General features: G+C 57.8%; 15 protein-coding genes and 1 tRNA gene. 7 read left to right on the forward strand and 9 right to left on the reverse strand.

Annotated features, from left to right (window positions below; translation table 11 throughout):
* Nucleotides 1-213: 213 nt before the first annotated feature.
* The 4 genes from pgi (at nucleotide 214) to L53_RS10995 (ending at nucleotide 3,131) form a co-directional block, all read left to right on the forward strand.
* The gene (gene pgi, locus L53_RS10980; protein ID WP_034815328.1) at nucleotides 214-1,770 is read left to right on the forward strand and encodes a glucose-6-phosphate isomerase; all 1,557 of its coding nucleotides are present in this window, start codon (nucleotides 214-216) and stop codon (nucleotides 1,768-1,770) included.
* Nucleotides 1,771-1,818: 48 nt separating this feature from the next.
* The gene (locus tag L53_RS10985) at nucleotides 1,819-2,793 is read left to right on the forward strand and encodes a ribonuclease E/G (RefSeq protein WP_034815330.1); all 975 of its coding nucleotides are present in this window, start codon (nucleotides 1,819-1,821) and stop codon (nucleotides 2,791-2,793) included.
* Nucleotides 2,790-2,999 (forward strand): DNA gyrase inhibitor YacG, encoded by a 210-nt coding sequence (locus L53_RS10990; protein ID WP_034815341.1) that lies wholly within the window; start codon nucleotides 2,790-2,792, stop codon nucleotides 2,997-2,999. The genes L53_RS10985 and L53_RS10990 overlap by 4 nt, the downstream gene beginning before the upstream one ends.
* Before the next feature lie 57 nt (nucleotides 3,000-3,056).
* Nucleotides 3,057-3,131 (forward strand) — tRNA-Phe (locus L53_RS10995).
* A 19-nt stretch (nucleotides 3,132-3,150) separates the two neighbouring features.
* Here the strand turns inward: L53_RS10995 and L53_RS11000 are convergent.
* Together L53_RS11000 and L53_RS11005 are read right to left on the reverse strand one after the other, a co-directional pair.
* Entirely contained in the window at nucleotides 3,151-3,783 is a 633-nt protein-coding gene (locus L53_RS11000; RefSeq protein WP_084333371.1) for a GNAT family N-acetyltransferase, read from the reverse strand.
* The gene (locus L53_RS11005; protein ID WP_156947901.1) at nucleotides 3,780-4,358 is read right to left on the reverse strand and encodes a hypothetical protein; all 579 of its coding nucleotides are present in this window, start codon (nucleotides 4,356-4,358) and stop codon (nucleotides 3,780-3,782) included. Before L53_RS11005 ends, L53_RS11000 begins: the two co-directional genes overlap by 4 nt.
* Nucleotides 4,359-4,422: 64 nt before the next feature.
* Between L53_RS11005 and L53_RS11010 the strand changes: the two genes are divergently transcribed.
* A complete protein-coding gene (locus tag L53_RS11010) occupies nucleotides 4,423-5,373 on the forward strand; it encodes a LysR family transcriptional regulator (RefSeq protein ID WP_084333373.1) in 951 nt (316 codons plus the stop codon).
* A 1-nt stretch (nucleotide 5,374) separates the two neighbouring features.
* Here L53_RS11010 and L53_RS11015 read toward each other — a convergent pair whose 3' ends face one another.
* Both L53_RS11015 and L53_RS11020 read right to left on the reverse strand, forming a co-directional pair.
* Entirely contained in the window at nucleotides 5,375-6,415 is a 1,041-nt protein-coding gene (locus L53_RS11015) for an acyl-CoA dehydrogenase family protein (protein WP_034815347.1), read from the reverse strand.
* Nucleotides 6,416-6,419: 4 nt separating this feature from the next.
* The gene (locus L53_RS11020; protein ID WP_034815350.1) at nucleotides 6,420-7,613 is read right to left on the reverse strand and encodes an acyl-CoA dehydrogenase family protein; all 1,194 of its coding nucleotides are present in this window, start codon (nucleotides 7,611-7,613) and stop codon (nucleotides 6,420-6,422) included.
* A 112-nt stretch (nucleotides 7,614-7,725) separates the two neighbouring features.
* On the opposite strand from L53_RS11020, the gene L53_RS11025 reads away from it, so the two are divergent.
* Nucleotides 7,726-8,490 carry a crotonase/enoyl-CoA hydratase family protein gene (locus L53_RS11025; protein WP_034815352.1) on the forward strand — a complete coding sequence of 255 codons (765 nt, stop codon included), beginning with the start codon at nucleotides 7,726-7,728 and terminating at the stop codon, nucleotides 8,488-8,490.
* Nucleotides 8,491-8,493: 3 nt separating this feature from the next.
* On the opposite strand, the gene L53_RS11030 is transcribed toward L53_RS11025, so the two are convergent.
* Both L53_RS11030 and L53_RS11035 read right to left on the reverse strand, forming a co-directional pair.
* On the reverse strand, nucleotides 8,494-9,717 hold the full coding sequence (locus tag L53_RS11030; protein ID WP_034815355.1) for a TIGR03862 family flavoprotein: 1,224 nt from the start codon (nucleotides 9,715-9,717) through the stop codon (nucleotides 8,494-8,496).
* Nucleotides 9,710-10,471: an RNA methyltransferase gene (locus L53_RS11035; RefSeq protein WP_034815357.1), complete on the reverse strand. Its 762-nt coding sequence runs from the start codon at nucleotides 10,469-10,471 to the stop codon at nucleotides 9,710-9,712. The genes L53_RS11030 and L53_RS11035 overlap by 8 nt, the downstream gene beginning before the upstream one ends.
* Nucleotides 10,472-10,547: 76 nt before the next feature.
* On the opposite strand from L53_RS11035, the gene L53_RS11040 reads away from it, so the two are divergent.
* Nucleotides 10,548-11,768 carry an NADP-dependent isocitrate dehydrogenase gene (locus L53_RS11040; RefSeq protein WP_034815359.1) on the forward strand — a complete coding sequence of 407 codons (1,221 nt, stop codon included), beginning with the start codon at nucleotides 10,548-10,550 and terminating at the stop codon, nucleotides 11,766-11,768.
* A 153-nt stretch (nucleotides 11,769-11,921) separates the two neighbouring features.
* On the opposite strand, the gene gmk is transcribed toward L53_RS11040, so the two are convergent.
* From gmk to mltG, 3 genes are read right to left on the reverse strand one after another with little or no spacing between them, the layout of a single operon-like run.
* Nucleotides 11,922-12,575 (reverse strand): guanylate kinase, encoded by a 654-nt coding sequence (gmk, locus tag L53_RS11045; protein ID WP_034815363.1) that lies wholly within the window; start codon nucleotides 12,573-12,575, stop codon nucleotides 11,922-11,924.
* A complete protein-coding gene (locus L53_RS11050) occupies nucleotides 12,565-13,452 on the reverse strand; it encodes a YicC/YloC family endoribonuclease (protein WP_034815365.1) in 888 nt (295 codons plus the stop codon). The genes gmk and L53_RS11050 overlap by 11 nt, the downstream gene beginning before the upstream one ends.
* Nucleotides 13,449-14,477 carry an endolytic transglycosylase MltG gene (gene mltG, locus L53_RS11055; RefSeq protein WP_034815368.1) on the reverse strand — a complete coding sequence of 343 codons (1,029 nt, stop codon included), beginning with the start codon at nucleotides 14,475-14,477 and terminating at the stop codon, nucleotides 13,449-13,451. The genes L53_RS11050 and mltG overlap by 4 nt, the downstream gene beginning before the upstream one ends.
* Nucleotides 14,478-14,539: the final 62 nt, after the last annotated feature.

Here is a 14,539-nt window from a genome sequence, read left to right on the forward strand (position 1 = left end):
CCCATCGGGCCTCTCCTTTATTCAAATTAGGTGTCCGGCCCGCCGGACGCATGAACACCAGGCCGAATAGCCTGTTAAACGCGCCTCATAGCCATGTGCGGCGTGGGTTTCAAGCACGCAAATGCCAGTTCACTGCGGTCTAGTTTCCAGTCTTGCCCCGGTCGGAAACCCCGGATAAGCGGAAACAGCCAGAACTTACGCTAGGACAATGACATGACCACCGACCTCAAGCCTCATGCCGACCGGGTAAGCCAGACTTCTCTGAAGACGCTCGCAGATACGCGTGCATCTTCTGCTCCGCTGCGCGCCGCAGGTTGGTCCATTGACCTTTCCCGACACTATCTGGACGCCGAAGCAGAAGCAGGATTGCTTCAATTTGGGCGTGTCTCCGACCTTCAATCGGCTGCAAACAGCTTGTTCGCTGGTGATATCGTGAACCCTTCGGAGAGTCGCCCCGCCCTGCATTGGGCGTTGCGCGCGCAGTCCGAATTGTCAGGCGAGGCCGAGACAGTCAGGCAAAGCGTTCTGCCCGCCCTCTCCTTTGCGCGGGATGTTGTTTCAGGCAGCGTGACGAGTTCGACTGGCCTACCTTTCAATGCCGTTCTCCACATCGGCATCGGCGGGTCTGATTTCGGTCCTCGCCTGATCGCCGACGCGTTCGAGGACAAAGCCTCGGGCAATATCGATCTCCGCTTCTGCGCGAATGTCGACCCCTTTGACCTGGACCGCGCCATGCATGGGCTTGACCCGACGCGCACGCTGGTCATCGGTGTCTCCAAATCCTTTGGTACTGAGGAGACACTCTACAATCTCGCCCGAGCCCGGACATGGCTTGAAGAGTCTGTTGGTGATCAATCGCAACAGCATCTCGCGCTGGTTACCGCAAATCCGGACCGCGCCAAGGCTTGGCTGAATGGCCGAGAAGCACATGTGTTTGATATGCCCCTGTCAGTGGGTGGGCGTTTCTCGCTCTGGTCGGCAGCATCATTGGCTTGCATGATCTATCTCGGCGCAGACACGTTCGAAGGCATACTGAAAGGCGCCGCCGAGATGGATGCGCATGTCAGGTCGGCTCCACTCGAAGAGAATGCCGCCATGCGCCTGGCCCTGCTCGACTATTGGAACGCAACAATTCGAAACGAAAAGATGCGCGTCCTGCTCGCATATGCGAACCGGTTACGAATGCTGCCGACCTATCTGCAACAGCTTGAAATGGAATCGAACGGCAAGACGGTTGGCCCGATGGGCGCAATGGTATCTGGTGCAACTGCCCCGGCGCTCTGGGGCGGTGAAGGCTCTGTCGGCCAGCACTCCTACCATCAATGGCTGCACCAGGGCTCACAGGACGTACCTTGCGAATTCATCCTCGCTCCAGATCGGAACAGGGATCCGGAAGGCATCAAGGCCCTGACCGCCCATGCCTTGGCGCAGGCGGAAGTGCTCGCGAATGGACGGAGCTTCGAGGAAGTCAAACGGGAAGAGCCGGATCTGTTCGACGAAGTCGCACGCCAGAAGGTCCATGCGGGTGGCCGCGCCTCCACCTTCCTCGTACACAACACGTTCGGGCCAGCCGCATTCGGCGCGCTGGTTGCCCTGTATGAGCATCGGACCTATCTCGCCGGGCATTTGTGGCAGCTCAACCCGTTTGACCAATGGGGTGTGGAACGAGGCAAGACGATGGCATCACGTCTCAAGCCAGCAGTCGAAGGTACCGCAGCGGCGGACGACGCGGTTACGTCAGCCCTAATCGCCATGATTGCGGGGGATTAACCGATCCGAATCCTGCGCGAAGTCTGTATTGGCGAAACGCGCCAAGTCTTGCTGAACGATACGGGCCGTCCTGTCGCACTCAAGATCACACGTTGGTCCGACAGCGAGACACGGCCGATTCTGGGCGCGCAGGCCCCTGCCCGGATCCGATCGCTACAACCCGAACAAGGCGGCGCATTTGTCGAGACGGCCGGCAAGGCTGAGGCGTTCCTGCGCCTGCCAGCAGACCACGGACTTACAGAAGGTCAGTCTGTAGACGTGACGGTCATGGCAGAGGCACGAAAAGATAAGCTGCCTCGCGTGTCGATGACCGCCAATAGCACTCCAGTATCACGCGACAACTTATGGCGCGAAGCACCAATCCACGATGTAGAGATCGGTGATGACCGCATTGAAGCAGCGTTTGACGAAGCCTCGTCGGCAATTGTGACCATCCCGAAGGGAGGACGTCTATGCATCGAGCGCGCTAGGGCTCTGACAGTGGTCGATATTGATAGCGCCGGGCGCCAGAGCAAGGGTAGCGCGGCAAGTCGCGCACTTCAGCTCAATCTCGATGCTGCCCGAGAGCTGGCCCGACAGGTAGGCCTCCGCAGCCTCGGCGGCCTCATCATCCTTGATTGCGTCGCGCCCCTCAATACAGGATCTCGCAAGAAGGTTCAGGATATAATGAAGTCCTGCCTGAAAGAGGCTGGACTTCATACCGCCACCGTCTTGGCACCGTCGCAACTCGGCTTGATGGAAATCGCGCTGCCTTGGCGCGAAACGCCGCTTCACGAACGCACGCTCGATTCTCGCGGCAACCCTACCGACGAGACACTTGCGCTGCTAGGGTTGAGACTGTTGGAGCGCACCGCCAAGCAAAATCCGATGCACAGGCTGACCCTTGAATTGCCAGGCCGGGCCAAGGCCTGGCTGGACAAGACGGGTGCGCCCCTTCTGGACAAGCTGTCGGACAAGTATGGCCGACGCTTCACATATCTTGCCTCGACGAAGCCGATGCCCTCAGTATATCAGACCGCATGAGTAAACCTGTGTCCCCCAAATCCGTCCAACCGAAATGTTCCCAATGCCAGAAGAATCCCATCTCTGCGCAGTACCGGCCTTTCTGTTCAAAACGCTGCGCTGATGTCGACCTGAACAAATGGTTGTCTGAGGGATATGCCATTCCAGGCGCGCCGGCGGACGTGGCAGATGAGGTGCCGGGTCAAGAGATGTCAGAGGATGACTGAAAACAGCATGGACAAGTTCAAAACCCTTCGTTAGATACCGCGCTTCCCCAGTGGCCCGCCCGGGTAGCTCAGGGGTAGAGCAGCGGATTGAAAATCCGCGTGTCGGTGGTTCGATTCCGCCCCCGGGCACCATTCTCGACTTTCCGTACATTTATGCCGCTTGTTCATCGGATTGCGATCTGGCAACCGAGGTTTCCAGAATGCCGGGTTCGTCCCATGCACCCTCAGGGCGGATGATGCGATACGGGTCTTCTTGCATGCGCAGCGCCAACGGATGGCGGGGGATCGGGATTTCGATCTCGCGGTATTCGTAATCCGAGAACCAGAATGCCGGCCGACCCTCAATCAAATGACATTTGAAGGTTCGAGACCAGACGGGCCAAAGGCGAGACTGAATTTGGCCAATCATCCTCTCATACCCTTTACGCGAAACCATCTCGAATCCGGTGGCCAGCAGCACGCGCAATCCAACGCGCCCGCGCTCACACGGCAGCAAGGCAATCCGTTCCAGCTTCGCAAACTCGGCGAACCAGCGAATGCGCAATGTCCCCACCGGACGCCCTCGCGCCTTCAGAAGAAGGTGTGTTGCGCAGAAATCATTCCCGTCAAATTCTTCCTCATATGGACAATCCTGCTCGCTGAGAAAGACAGCAGATCGAATGGCGCTGATCTGATGGAAACCGTCAAGAGTTCTTACAATTTCTGTTGAATATTCGAGATAAGCTTCAGGCGGCACACGGCGGAGAAGCACAGCCTCTCCGATCTGGTTTCGGGTCTGGCTCATGATGCCTGATCCATAGCCGTCTGGAATGGCGGCTGAATGAACAGATCTGGGAGCCCCCCTTCAAATTCTTGAAACCCCAAGCTCAACATGGAGCGCCGCCCGTCCTCCGTGGCTCCTCGCGCATAGGCGGGAAACATACCGAGCATTTCCACACGCAGGACAGCGGACGCAGTCATGATTTTCTTGCGCGCTTCCCGCGATCTGCCAGCATAGACGCCGACATAGAATGCCGCGATATCCTTGCCCTGCGTCGCCAAATGCTCAGACGAAGGTGCCGCAGGCACATAAGAACCATTCCTGACAGCAGCTTCGCCATCGGCGGATAGCGGTATGGTCAGGAAGATGCCGTCTACCGGCTCTCCCGTCACCCATGCCGTCATACCGGTTTGAACGTTCATCGCCGAAATCGCATCGACTGACGCTAGCTTTCCGTCAATCAGCGATTCCGCCATGGAAACGGCGGCTTGGAGCTCGTCGCGGTTTGCGAGCCGAAACCCGAAATCTCTTGCCCGCGCAGCAAGTACCTCAGGGTCAATATCCGCCCCAACCATATTTCTAGCCTGAGTTGCATTCATGAAAATTCTCCATTATATGGTTAATTTTCATGACATGAATTCGGGCGGGTGACTTCAGCAAAAAATGAAACGGGGGCTTTCACACGCGCAAGGCAGTCAATGCTCGTTCGATCAGTTTGACTGGGACCGTTTGAGAATCTTCCGCGCGGTGGCACGGACTTGCAGTATGAGCGCTGCCGCATCCCTGCTTGGAGTCTCATCGCCAACAATCAGCCGCAGGATAACCGAGCTCGAATCCACGCTGCATACAGAGCTATTTAGGCGGAACCACACGGGGGTAATCCTGACGAAGGCGGGAGACGCGCTACTGCGACACGCCGACCTTGTAGCGGACACAATCGAAGCCGCTCAGAACGAAGTCTGTAGTGCAGCAAATGATTCAGGAACGCACATCCAGCTTGTCTGCAGTGAGGCAATAGCTCTTTACTGGATCGCACCTCGTCTTGCGCAGTTCCAACTGAGCAATCCCGACACGATCGTCGACCTCACAATCAGCGATTCACCATCTGATTTTCACGACCTGGCGGGAGACATCGCCATTCAGGGGCTGCAACCAACCGAGTCTGACCTGATGGTCAGTCGTATTGGCAGATCGCACTATGCCGGCTTCGTATCGGCCGAATGGGAAAAGGATCACGCAATGCCATCGTCACTATCCGATCTGGCAAGGAGAAAAGCTCTTATCCATAGTCCCTACTCTGAACTTCTTCAGAGATCTGGAAACAGCTTCCCGGGTCTCGACATGATGCGCCGCATGAACACATTGGAAACGATGGTATCATTCTGCGAGTCCGCAATAGCGCCAGCCTTGTTACCCACCCACATAGCTGATCGATTTCCCGATCTCGTTGTATGTCCGGCGCCTCGATCTCCCGCGATAGACATCTGGCTCTACCATACGCCACGCGTCAGAAAGTTAAAAAATGGAGGTTGCTTTCTGGAGTGGCTCCACCACATTTTCTCAGTCGACCAAAGCGAATGGTTTCGCCAAGTTGATGTCACGCGTATGTGCTGACCTATGCGACCAGCCCCTGCTGCTGGGCAGCCAGTTCCCTGAGCGCCATTGGCGCCCCCATGATCTGGCGGTTTACACCAATTCGCTTGTACCAGTAATGCAGGCCAACGAGATCCGTGAAGCCCATTCCGCCATGTACTTCCGTAGACGTTTTGGCAATGAAGGTTCCGACTTCTGCCATGTGCGCCTTGGCGAGAAACGCCATAGCTAGCGCTTCATCATCCTGAACGTCCAACGCATGAGCGGCGTGCCATATCAACGCGCGTGCAGGTTCAAGTTTCGCCGCCATTTCAGCGCAAAGATGCTTCACCGCCTGAAAAGAGCCAATCACGCGACCGAACTGCTGGCGATCCCCCGCATAGGCGACGGCCTTGTCCAACATGCATTGGGCGGCACCGAGCGTGTCAGCGGCAAGAAGAATGCAAGCTACGGCGAACGTCTTTTCGATTTCGGCTCCCGTAAATTGCTGCTCGAACGAGGTAATTGTGACTTCTGAGAACTCACGCGTCCGGTCGATTGTCTTGACCTGTTCTGCAGAACCGACCTGACCGATCCGGACCGTGTCATTCGCCAGAAAAAGCAAGTGAGTCGAACGCGCGACGTCCATGGCCATGAGTGATGCCCCGGAGACGGCCTCGTCACGAATCGACAGGCCAGAACCATCCCGTCTCGAAAGAAAATCGTTAAGGGCTATACCGAAGCGCGCATCGTTGTTCGTAATGTCGTTCATAATGCTGGAACCAGAGTCACGCAACGCATAGGCTGCGACAGAGTTCGATAAGAAACGTGCGGGAACAATACCGTATCCGAAGCACTCCTGGACAAGGGCCGCGTCGAGCACACCGAGCCCCGACCCTCCATCTTTCTCCGGCACAAGTAGCCCATCAAGACCGAGCGCGGTCAGTTTCTCGGCAAGCGTTTCAGCGACTTGGATTTCGCCCTCTGCAATCTGGCGAACAAGATCGAGCGACACTTCTTCGGCGACGAAGCGGCGAACGGTTTCCTGCAACATCACCTGGTCTTCTAAGAGTCCGAATTCCATTGATTTAACTCCTCGCCAGCCGGGGTTCGCGCGGCATGCCAAGCCCGCGTTCCGCAATAATGTTCTTCTGAATCTGAGCCGTACCGCCACCGATGATCAGTCCGAGATCATACATGTAGCGCCACTGCCAGGCCCCGCCGGACCTCAAATGCTCGCCCTCCTCATAGAGAATGCCAAGTTCACCCAGCGCATCGATGGCCAAGGCCGCGATCTGGTGATTGAGTTCGCAGCCCTGCAGCTTTACGACTAATCCTGCCAAGCCAGCCGCCTCGCCCTTGAGACTGTTTGTTGTGATCCTCAGCCCATTGGCCTGCATGGCGTAGACTTCGGCCTGCAGCGTCATGAGCCGATCACGCAGCACCGGATTGTCGATCAGGCGTTGCCCGTTTACGGTTTCAACCTTCATCAGCTCGACCAGTTCGATGAACCGGGCCTTGGTGGCATTCGGGTCTCCCAGCATGCCCCGCTCGTGAGTGAGCGTTGCGTTGGCGACTTGCCAGCCCTTGTTCACCTCGAACACGACGCCGCTTTTAGGCACTCGTACATCGGTGAAGAAGACCTCGTTGAAGTTTGCCGAACCGGTCATATCGACAAGTGGGCGGACTTCGATGCCGGGCGTATCCATCGGGAACAGGATATAGGTGATGCCATGATGCTTCTTGGCATTCGGATCAGTTCGGACGAGACAGAACATCATGTCGGCCTGGCGCGCCGTGGAGGTCCAGATCTTCTGACCATTGATGACGAAGTCATCTTCATCCTCGACCGCGCGCGTGCGCAGCGCCGCAAGATCAGATCCCGCGCCCGGCTCCGAATACCCTTGGCACCAGATCAGCTCTCCCTTGAGCGTCCGCTCAATGTACGCCTCTTTCTGTTCCGGTGTTCCGAGTTCAAGCAATGTCGGCACCAGCATCGAAATGCCCTGACCGGCGAGCGGCCGTGGCACCCCGGAACGCGCGAACTCTTCGGCAATGATCCGGGATTTCAGGATATCGGGCTCGGCGCCATACCCGCCGAATTCGGTGGGAATGGTACGCGCCGTCAGGCCTTCCCGGATCAGGAACTCCTGCCAGGCGAGACGTTTCGGATGCTTCAGGCCCTTGTCGTCAGGGCCCGGCGCAAGATGGGCGTTGGCTTTCAGCGTTTCTGCGACCTGGTCACGAAACGCGGCGTATTCGGGGCTCAATGTCAAATCCATGAGCCAACTCTCGAATGGCTTCCCCAAGGGCTGGCAATATGAAATCGAAGTCTGTCTTGCAGAACGTTGGGGAAAGCCTGTTAGCGCTGGCTTTAGTCAAAGGAGGACACTCATGCCCGTCGAGTACAAGAAACAAGGCAATGTCGCGATCATCACCATGAACCGACCCGAGGCACGCAACGCCATCAACGCCGAAATGGCCACTACGATGGAGGCTGCAATTGACCAAATGGAATCTGATCCGGAGGTCTGGGTCGGCATTCTCACTGCCGTCGGCAAGGCATTTTGTGCCGGCGCAGACCTCAAGGAGATCTCCGCAGGGAATGGTGCTGGCCTGTCCACGAAGAAAGGCGGGTTTGCAGGAATCGCACGTCGCGAACGGACCAAGCCACTGATCGCGGCCATTACAGGATCTGCCCTCGCAGGCGGCACCGAGATCGCCCTTTCGTGTGACATGATCATCTGCGCGGACAACACGAGTTTCGGTCTTCCGGAAGTAAAACGCTCCCTCGTCGCCGGAGCTGGCGGCCTGTTCCGCTTGCCCCGCGCTATCGGGCGCGCAGTCGCGCTTGAAGCCATCCTGACAGGTGACCCACTTCCGTCACAGCGGGCCTATGAACTCGGTATGGTCAACAAGGTTGTGCCAGAATCCGAAGTGATGGGCGAAGCCGAAGCGCTTGCCGCAAGGATCACCGCCAACGCACCGCTCGCTGTCGCCGCCAGCCGCGCCGTGGCGATGGATGCGACCAGCAAGACGGATGACGAGCTCTGGAAAGACAGCGGCAAGGCATTTGCCGGCATTGTCGGGACGGAAGACTTCAAGGAAGGCCCGAAAGCGTTCATCGAAAAACGTGCGCCCGTCTGGAAGGGCCGCTAACGACTATACCTGTGATCTGAGCCACCGGACCGCGCCCAACCCGGCCGCGCGTCCGGTGGCTATGCAGGCCGTCAACAGATAACCGCCTGTGGGCGCGTCCCAGTCCAGCATCTCGCCCGCGCAGAACATGCCAGGCTGTTCCTTCACCATGAACTGATCGTCCAGCACATCGAATGAGACGCCGCCCGCCGTGGAGATCGCTTCATCCAGCGGGAAAGGCTTAGCAAGCGGGATCGGCAGACATTTGATCAGTCGGGCCAGACGTTCCGGCTCATTGGAGACATCCAACCCACCAAACTCGAGCAACAATGCGCGCTTCACGCCTTTCAGGTTTGCTGCTTTGCGGAGATGGTTTGAAAGCGACTGTTTTCCACGGTCTTGTTTCAGACGCCTGACCAGAGCTTCCTCCGAGAGGTCGGGCGCAAGATCAATCTCCAAAGTCGCCTTCCCGTTATTCTCCAGCCTGTCGCGGACGGCGAGTGACAGCGTGAAGATCGCACCACTTTCCACGCCCCGGTCGGTCACAACGAATTCTTCCCGGCTGGTCTGGTCCCCGAAACGAACAGCAACATTCTTCACGGGCATTCCGACAAATTCCGTCCTGATACGGTCTGACCAGTCGACGATGAAGCCGCAATTGGACGGTCGGAAAGGCTTTGTGTGTATGCCCCTCTCGGCGAACACAGATGGCCAACTCCCATCCGAGCCGAGCCGCTTCCAGCTTCCTCCACCCAGAGCAAATATCTGTGCGTCTGATTGTACAGATATGGGCCCCTCTGGAGTGTCAAAGATCATGTCAAAATCGTCGCTCCATCCCGCCCATCGATGCCGTGTATGTAGCTGGACGCCGTGCGACTGCAGCCGTGCGAGCCACGCCCTCAGGAGCGGCGATGCTTTCATTTGTACCGGGAACACCCGGCCCGTTGGCCCAATTGTCGCCTCGACACCGAGAGCCCGCATCCATTCCGCGATGGCTCCTGGCCCAAATTCGCCAAGGGCAGTTTTCAGCATGGGTGCCACACCTGGAAACCGCGAGGTAAATGCTTCCCCCTCACGCATATTGGTAATGTTAAGGCCGCTCTTGCCAGCCATAAGGAATTTCCGTGCCGGGCTGGGCATGGCTTCATAGAGTGAAACGGCATACCCGACGTCTGACAGGATTTCTGCTGCCATCAGGCCAGCGGGTCCTGCGCCTATGACGGCAACATGGGTCGAGTTCTCAGTCATCACGATTGACGCGCGCCTTGCCCCGGCCAAGCGCAAGCGCCTTGATGGCGCCCCGGAAAGTCTGCACTTCCTGCCGCGTCCAGTCAGCCCGGACCAGAGCTGCACGCAAATTGTCTTTCATGAGCGGTGTCTTTTCCGGAGGGAAGAAATAGCCGGCGCGTTCCAACTCCTCTTCGAAATGCTCGAACATGCGGAAGAGCTCATCTCGCGGGGCTGGCTCGCCCAGTTTCGCCTTGTCATGAGAGATCACCAGATCCGATTGCTCGCGGCGCTTTCCCCACTCTGCGCAGAACACACAGACGGCTTGAGCAAGGTTGAGGCTCTTGAACTCCGGATCGACCGGATAGGTCATCAGGAAGTCTGCAACAGCCACGGCATCGTTCGGCAGGCCTGATTTCTCAGCGCCGAACATGATGGCTGACTGGCCGCTCCCCAGTCGCTCGAACGCCGTATCCGCAGCGGCGCCCGCATCCCCGACGCGCTTTTCGATGCCGCGTAGGCGCGCCGTAGCTGCTGCGAGCCAGGTGATGCCCTCCAGCGCATCCGGGAGGCTCTCGAAGACGCGCACTACTACGCCCGAATCGAACGCCCCGGCAGACATTGTATCTGCTGCAGGATTCGGCCAGCCATCCCGCGGTGCAACCAGACGAAGGTCGGTCAGTCCGAAATTGCGCATCACACGGGCCGCAGCGCCGATATTCTCGCCCAATTGGGGGCTGTGAAGGATAATTGCGGGGTTGCGCTGATCTGACATGGTTTTCCCTGTTTTGACGCGGCTGTGGGCTCTGCTATAGCCCTGCGAGAATAGTGCAACCGCAGGGAATACAAACATGGCGAAAATCAAGGTCAAAAATCCAATCGTCGAGATGGACGGGGACGAAATGACCCGCATCATCTGGCAGATGATCAAGGACCGGCTGATCCATCCTTATCTCGACATCGACCTCAAATATTACGACCTGTCGGTCCAGAAGCGTGATGAGACGGACGACCAGATCACCATCGACGCAGCCAATGCAACCAAACAATACGGCGTTGCTGTCAAATGCGCCACGATCACACCGGATGAAGCCCGCGTTGAAGAGTTTGGCCTGAAGAAGATGTGGCGTTCGCCAAATGGCACGATCCGCAACATTCTCGGCGGCGTTGTCTTCCGCGAGCCAATCGTGATCTCCAACGTCCCGCGTCTAGTGCCAGGCTGGACAAAGCCCGTTGTGGTCGGCCGTCACGCCTTTGGCGACCAGTACAAGGCCACGGACTTCCTCGTTCCCGGCAAGGGCAAGCTGACCATGAAATGGGAAGCATCCGACGGATCCGATTCCAAGGAATTCGAAGTCTTCGACTTCCCTTCCTCTGGTATCGCCATGGGCATGTACAATCTCGACGAGTCCATCCGTGACTTCGCGCGTGCCAGCCTGAACTACGGCCTACAGCGCAAATGGCCGGTCTACCTGTCGACCAAGAACACGATCCTGAAAGCCTATGATGGCCGCTTCAAGGATATCTTCCAGGAAGTGTTCGACGCTGAATTCGCAGACAAGTTCGCCGAGTTTGGCGGCACTTACGAACATCGCCTGATCGACGACATGGTCGCAGCGGCCATGAAATGGTCCGGCGGCTATGTCTGGGCCTGTAAGAACTATGACGGCGATGTCCAGTCCGACACGGTCGCCCAGGGTTACGGCTCGCTCGGTCTGATGACATCCGTTCTGATGACGCCAGATGGCAACACGGTCGAAGCCGAAGCCGCACACGGCACGGTGACGCGTCACTACCGCAACCACCAGAAGGGCGAAGCCACGTCGACCAACTCCATTGCGTCGATCTTTGCCTGGACTCGCGGCCTCGACCATCGCGGTCGTATGGATGACACGCCTGACGTACGCGCCTTCGCCCAGAAGCTGGAAGAGACCATCATCAAGACAGTCGAGAATGGCCAGATGACGAAAGACCTCGCCTTGCTCGTCGGTCCGGATCAGGAATGGCTGACGACTGAAGGCTTTATCGAAGCGGTCGACAAGAACTTCCAGGAAGCCATGTCGAAATCCTGATAATCTCAGACCTTACAGAACAAAGCCCCGCAGCTTCTCAAGCGATGTACTTGGCGACAAACCATGCGCCCCAGACGATCCCGAGCAACGGGATCAGCGCCACCAACCAAATTGGGCGAGCCTTTACGTTCCCAAGTTTCTCCTCCGGCTCCATCACGCCTCTCCCAGAAGCGTGCGCACATGGTCTTCAAGATCAAGTTGACGCAACCGTTTCAATCGCTCGGTCAACAATATGCGTCGTAGCCTTTGATAGGCCACTTCCAGATCATCGTTCACAATCACATAGTCATAGCGGCGCCAATGCATGATCTCCCGTTTGGCGTCGTCCATGCGGCGGGCAACAATCTCCGGGGTCGAGCCAGGTCGGGCCGCGAGACGTTGTTCCAGCGCGCTGATGCTGGGTGGGAGAATGAATACCGAAACCACATCGTTTGGCATCTGGTCGTGCAGCGCATCTGCGCCCTGCCAGTCCACATCGAACAAGACATCCTCGCCCGCATCCAGCTTGGCGACCGTGTCGGCCTTTGGCGTCCCATAATACTTGTCGAAAACGTGCGCCCATTCCAGGAATTCCCGCCGTTCGATCATGTGATGAAACTCGTCGACAGACCGGAAGTGATAGTCTTTTCCGTCGTTTTCGCCGGGACGTGGTGGACGCGTGGTCGCCGACACGGACAAATTCACATCGTCGAACTCTTCGATCAATTTTTTTGCGAGCGTCGTCTTGCCAGCACCTGAGGGGCTCGACAGAACCAGCATGAGTCCCCTGCGGTGCCCATGATCCTTTGGATGTCCACTATTCGACATTGGCTGCCTGCTCCTTGAACTGGTCTATGGTTCCTTTGAGACTGAGTCCGGCATTCGTCAAATCAAGGCTAACAGATTTCGAGCAGAGCGTATTGGCTTCACGGTTGAGTTCCTGGGCGAGAAAATCAAGCTTCCGGCCCACCGGTGAGCCACCGGAAAGCAGTTTTCGCGCAGAGTCGAAGTGTGCGAGCAAACGGTCCAGCTCCTCGCGGACATCGGCCTTCGCAGCGGTCAGCGCGAGTTCAGCTGCCAGCCGTTCCGGTTCCACCTGCTGGTCTGCCCCCAATTCTTCCAATTGCTTCGTAAGCCGTGCCTTGAGCAATGCAGGCTGGTCCCCTGCGAGCGAGATAGCGGTGTCCGTCGCCGATACCAGTTCGTCGACCAAGTCTGACAGCATCGCTTTCAGCGCGCGCCCCTCAGCCTGACGTGCCTCGTCCAACTCCGCAAGCGCCGCGCCCGCAGCAGATTCAAGTTCAGCCATCACGTCCGAATTCGCCGCAACGTCCCGTATGTTTGTGGATCCGATTTCCACAACGCCTTTTACGGTCATCAGGGTGGCGATGGCTTCGCTGGAAATGCCAACGCCGTGCGCTTGTTCCGCCGCCGCCAGCAATGTGTCCAGCAAGGCCTGATCGATCGTGGCGCCTCCCGCCTGTTCGCTCAGCTCGATCCTGAGCGAGACCTGAAGGGATCCGCGATTGAACCGTTTCGAAGCCGCGGCTTTGACCACACGTTCCAACGCATCGAACCCAGGAGGGGTGTTCACCCTTACATCCAGTCCTCGCCCATTCACGCTCTTGGCCTCCCAAGCCCAAGCGCCCCATTCCGCTTCCCCTGTGACGCGGGCAAAACCGGTCATGCCGGATAGGTTATTCATTTCCCTGCCCGCTCCCTCTGGATTTCTTCGCGTTCATATTTGCGATAGGCTGCGACATTTCGATTGTGCTCGGCCAGCGTCTTCGCGAACAAATGGCCGCCCTTGCCGTCTGCCACGAAAAAGATGTGGCCTGTCTCATCGGGGTTCAGGACGGCCGCAATTGCCTCCCGGCCCGGATTGCAGATCGGCGTCTTTGGCAGACCATCAATCTGATACGTATTCCAGTCCGTCTTCCGGTCGATCTCGGATCGATAGAGCGTTCGGCGCTCTCCACGACGATTGTACAGGGGCTCACCCCTGGAGATCCCGTAGATGATCGTCGGATCGCTCTCCAAACGCATACCTCGCTTCAGACGGGTAACGAACAGGCCAGCAATCTGTGGGCGCTCTCCGGCGATACCGGTTTCCTTCTCGACAACGGAGGCAAGGATTACCGCCTCTCCCGGTGTTGAAATGGGCAAACCTTCAGCGCGCCTAGGCCACAGGCCTTCCAGCATGTCTGCTTGTGCCTTGCGCATTCGCTCGACCAGTTCTGCGCGGGTCGTGCCGCGCTGGAAGAGATAAGTGTCCGGCAGCAACGCACCTTCAGCTATGTCTTCATCCGGCATATCGCCTGTCAGGACCGGATCGACCTCTATCAATTTCAATAGCTGTGCGGTCGTACGTCCTTCGGGCAAGGTAATCTTGTGCAGAACCGCCTTGCCTTCAATCAGAATGTCCATGACATCCGCTACGCTGGCGTGTGGCTCAATGACGAATTCGCCGGTCTTGATGGCAAGTTCAGTGCCGTCGAGCCGTGCCTTCAGGCGTACCAGACGGTCGTCCTGCACGATACCGTCCTGCTCCAGCCGCAAGGCTACGCGGGTCAACGTTTCGCCCGGCTCAACCGTGAAGACGTGCTGCTCTGTGGAGGGGCCCGGTTTCGAGACTTCGTTCTGCAACCAGAGCCATCCGCCGCCAAGGGCTGCGCCACCCACAAACAGCAGGAGCACCAGCACCGAAAGCAGGAGTTTGATGAATTCCATGAACGCCTCGCGAATCCTGACTGTGCCAGCCTACATGCCAACCCCAGCCCGGAGAAACAGGC

Origin of the sequence: Hyphomonas sp. L-53-1-40, assembly GCF_000682775.1 — a bacterium.
Taxonomy (GTDB): domain Bacteria; phylum Pseudomonadota; class Alphaproteobacteria; order Caulobacterales; family Hyphomonadaceae; genus Hyphomonas.

Bases quoted from the DNA above. Each gene is read 5' to 3' on its own strand.
- pgi (WP_034815328.1), top strand. From the start codon at position 214: ATGACCACCGACCTCAAGCCTCATGCCGACCGGGTAAGCCAGACTTCT.
- L53_RS10990 (WP_034815341.1), top strand. From the start codon at position 2,790: ATGAGTAAACCTGTGTCCCCCAAATCCGTCCAACCGAAATGTTCCCAA.
- L53_RS11000 (WP_084333371.1), bottom strand. From the start codon at position 3,783: ATGAGCCAGACCCGAAACCAGATCGGAGAGGCTGTGCTTCTCCGCCGT.
- L53_RS11005 (WP_156947901.1), bottom strand. From the start codon at position 4,358: ATGAATGCAACTCAGGCTAGAAATATGGTTGGGGCGGATATTGACCCT.
- L53_RS11010 (WP_084333373.1), top strand. From the start codon at position 4,423: ATGAAACGGGGGCTTTCACACGCGCAAGGCAGTCAATGCTCGTTCGAT.
- L53_RS11015 (WP_034815347.1), bottom strand. From the start codon at position 6,415: ATGGAATTCGGACTCTTAGAAGACCAGGTGATGTTGCAGGAAACCGTT.
- L53_RS11020 (WP_034815350.1), bottom strand. From the start codon at position 7,613: ATGGATTTGACATTGAGCCCCGAATACGCCGCGTTTCGTGACCAGGTC.
- L53_RS11025 (WP_034815352.1), top strand. From the start codon at position 7,726: ATGCCCGTCGAGTACAAGAAACAAGGCAATGTCGCGATCATCACCATG.
- L53_RS11030 (WP_034815355.1), bottom strand. From the start codon at position 9,717: ATGACTGAGAACTCGACCCATGTTGCCGTCATAGGCGCAGGACCCGCT.
- L53_RS11035 (WP_034815357.1), bottom strand. From the start codon at position 10,471: ATGTCAGATCAGCGCAACCCCGCAATTATCCTTCACAGCCCCCAATTG.
- L53_RS11040 (WP_034815359.1), top strand. From the start codon at position 10,548: ATGGCGAAAATCAAGGTCAAAAATCCAATCGTCGAGATGGACGGGGAC.
- gmk (WP_034815363.1), bottom strand. From the start codon at position 12,575: ATGTCGAATAGTGGACATCCAAAGGATCATGGGCACCGCAGGGGACTC.
- L53_RS11050 (WP_034815365.1), bottom strand. From the start codon at position 13,452: ATGAATAACCTATCCGGCATGACCGGTTTTGCCCGCGTCACAGGGGAA.
- mltG (WP_034815368.1), bottom strand. From the start codon at position 14,477: ATGGAATTCATCAAACTCCTGCTTTCGGTGCTGGTGCTCCTGCTGTTT.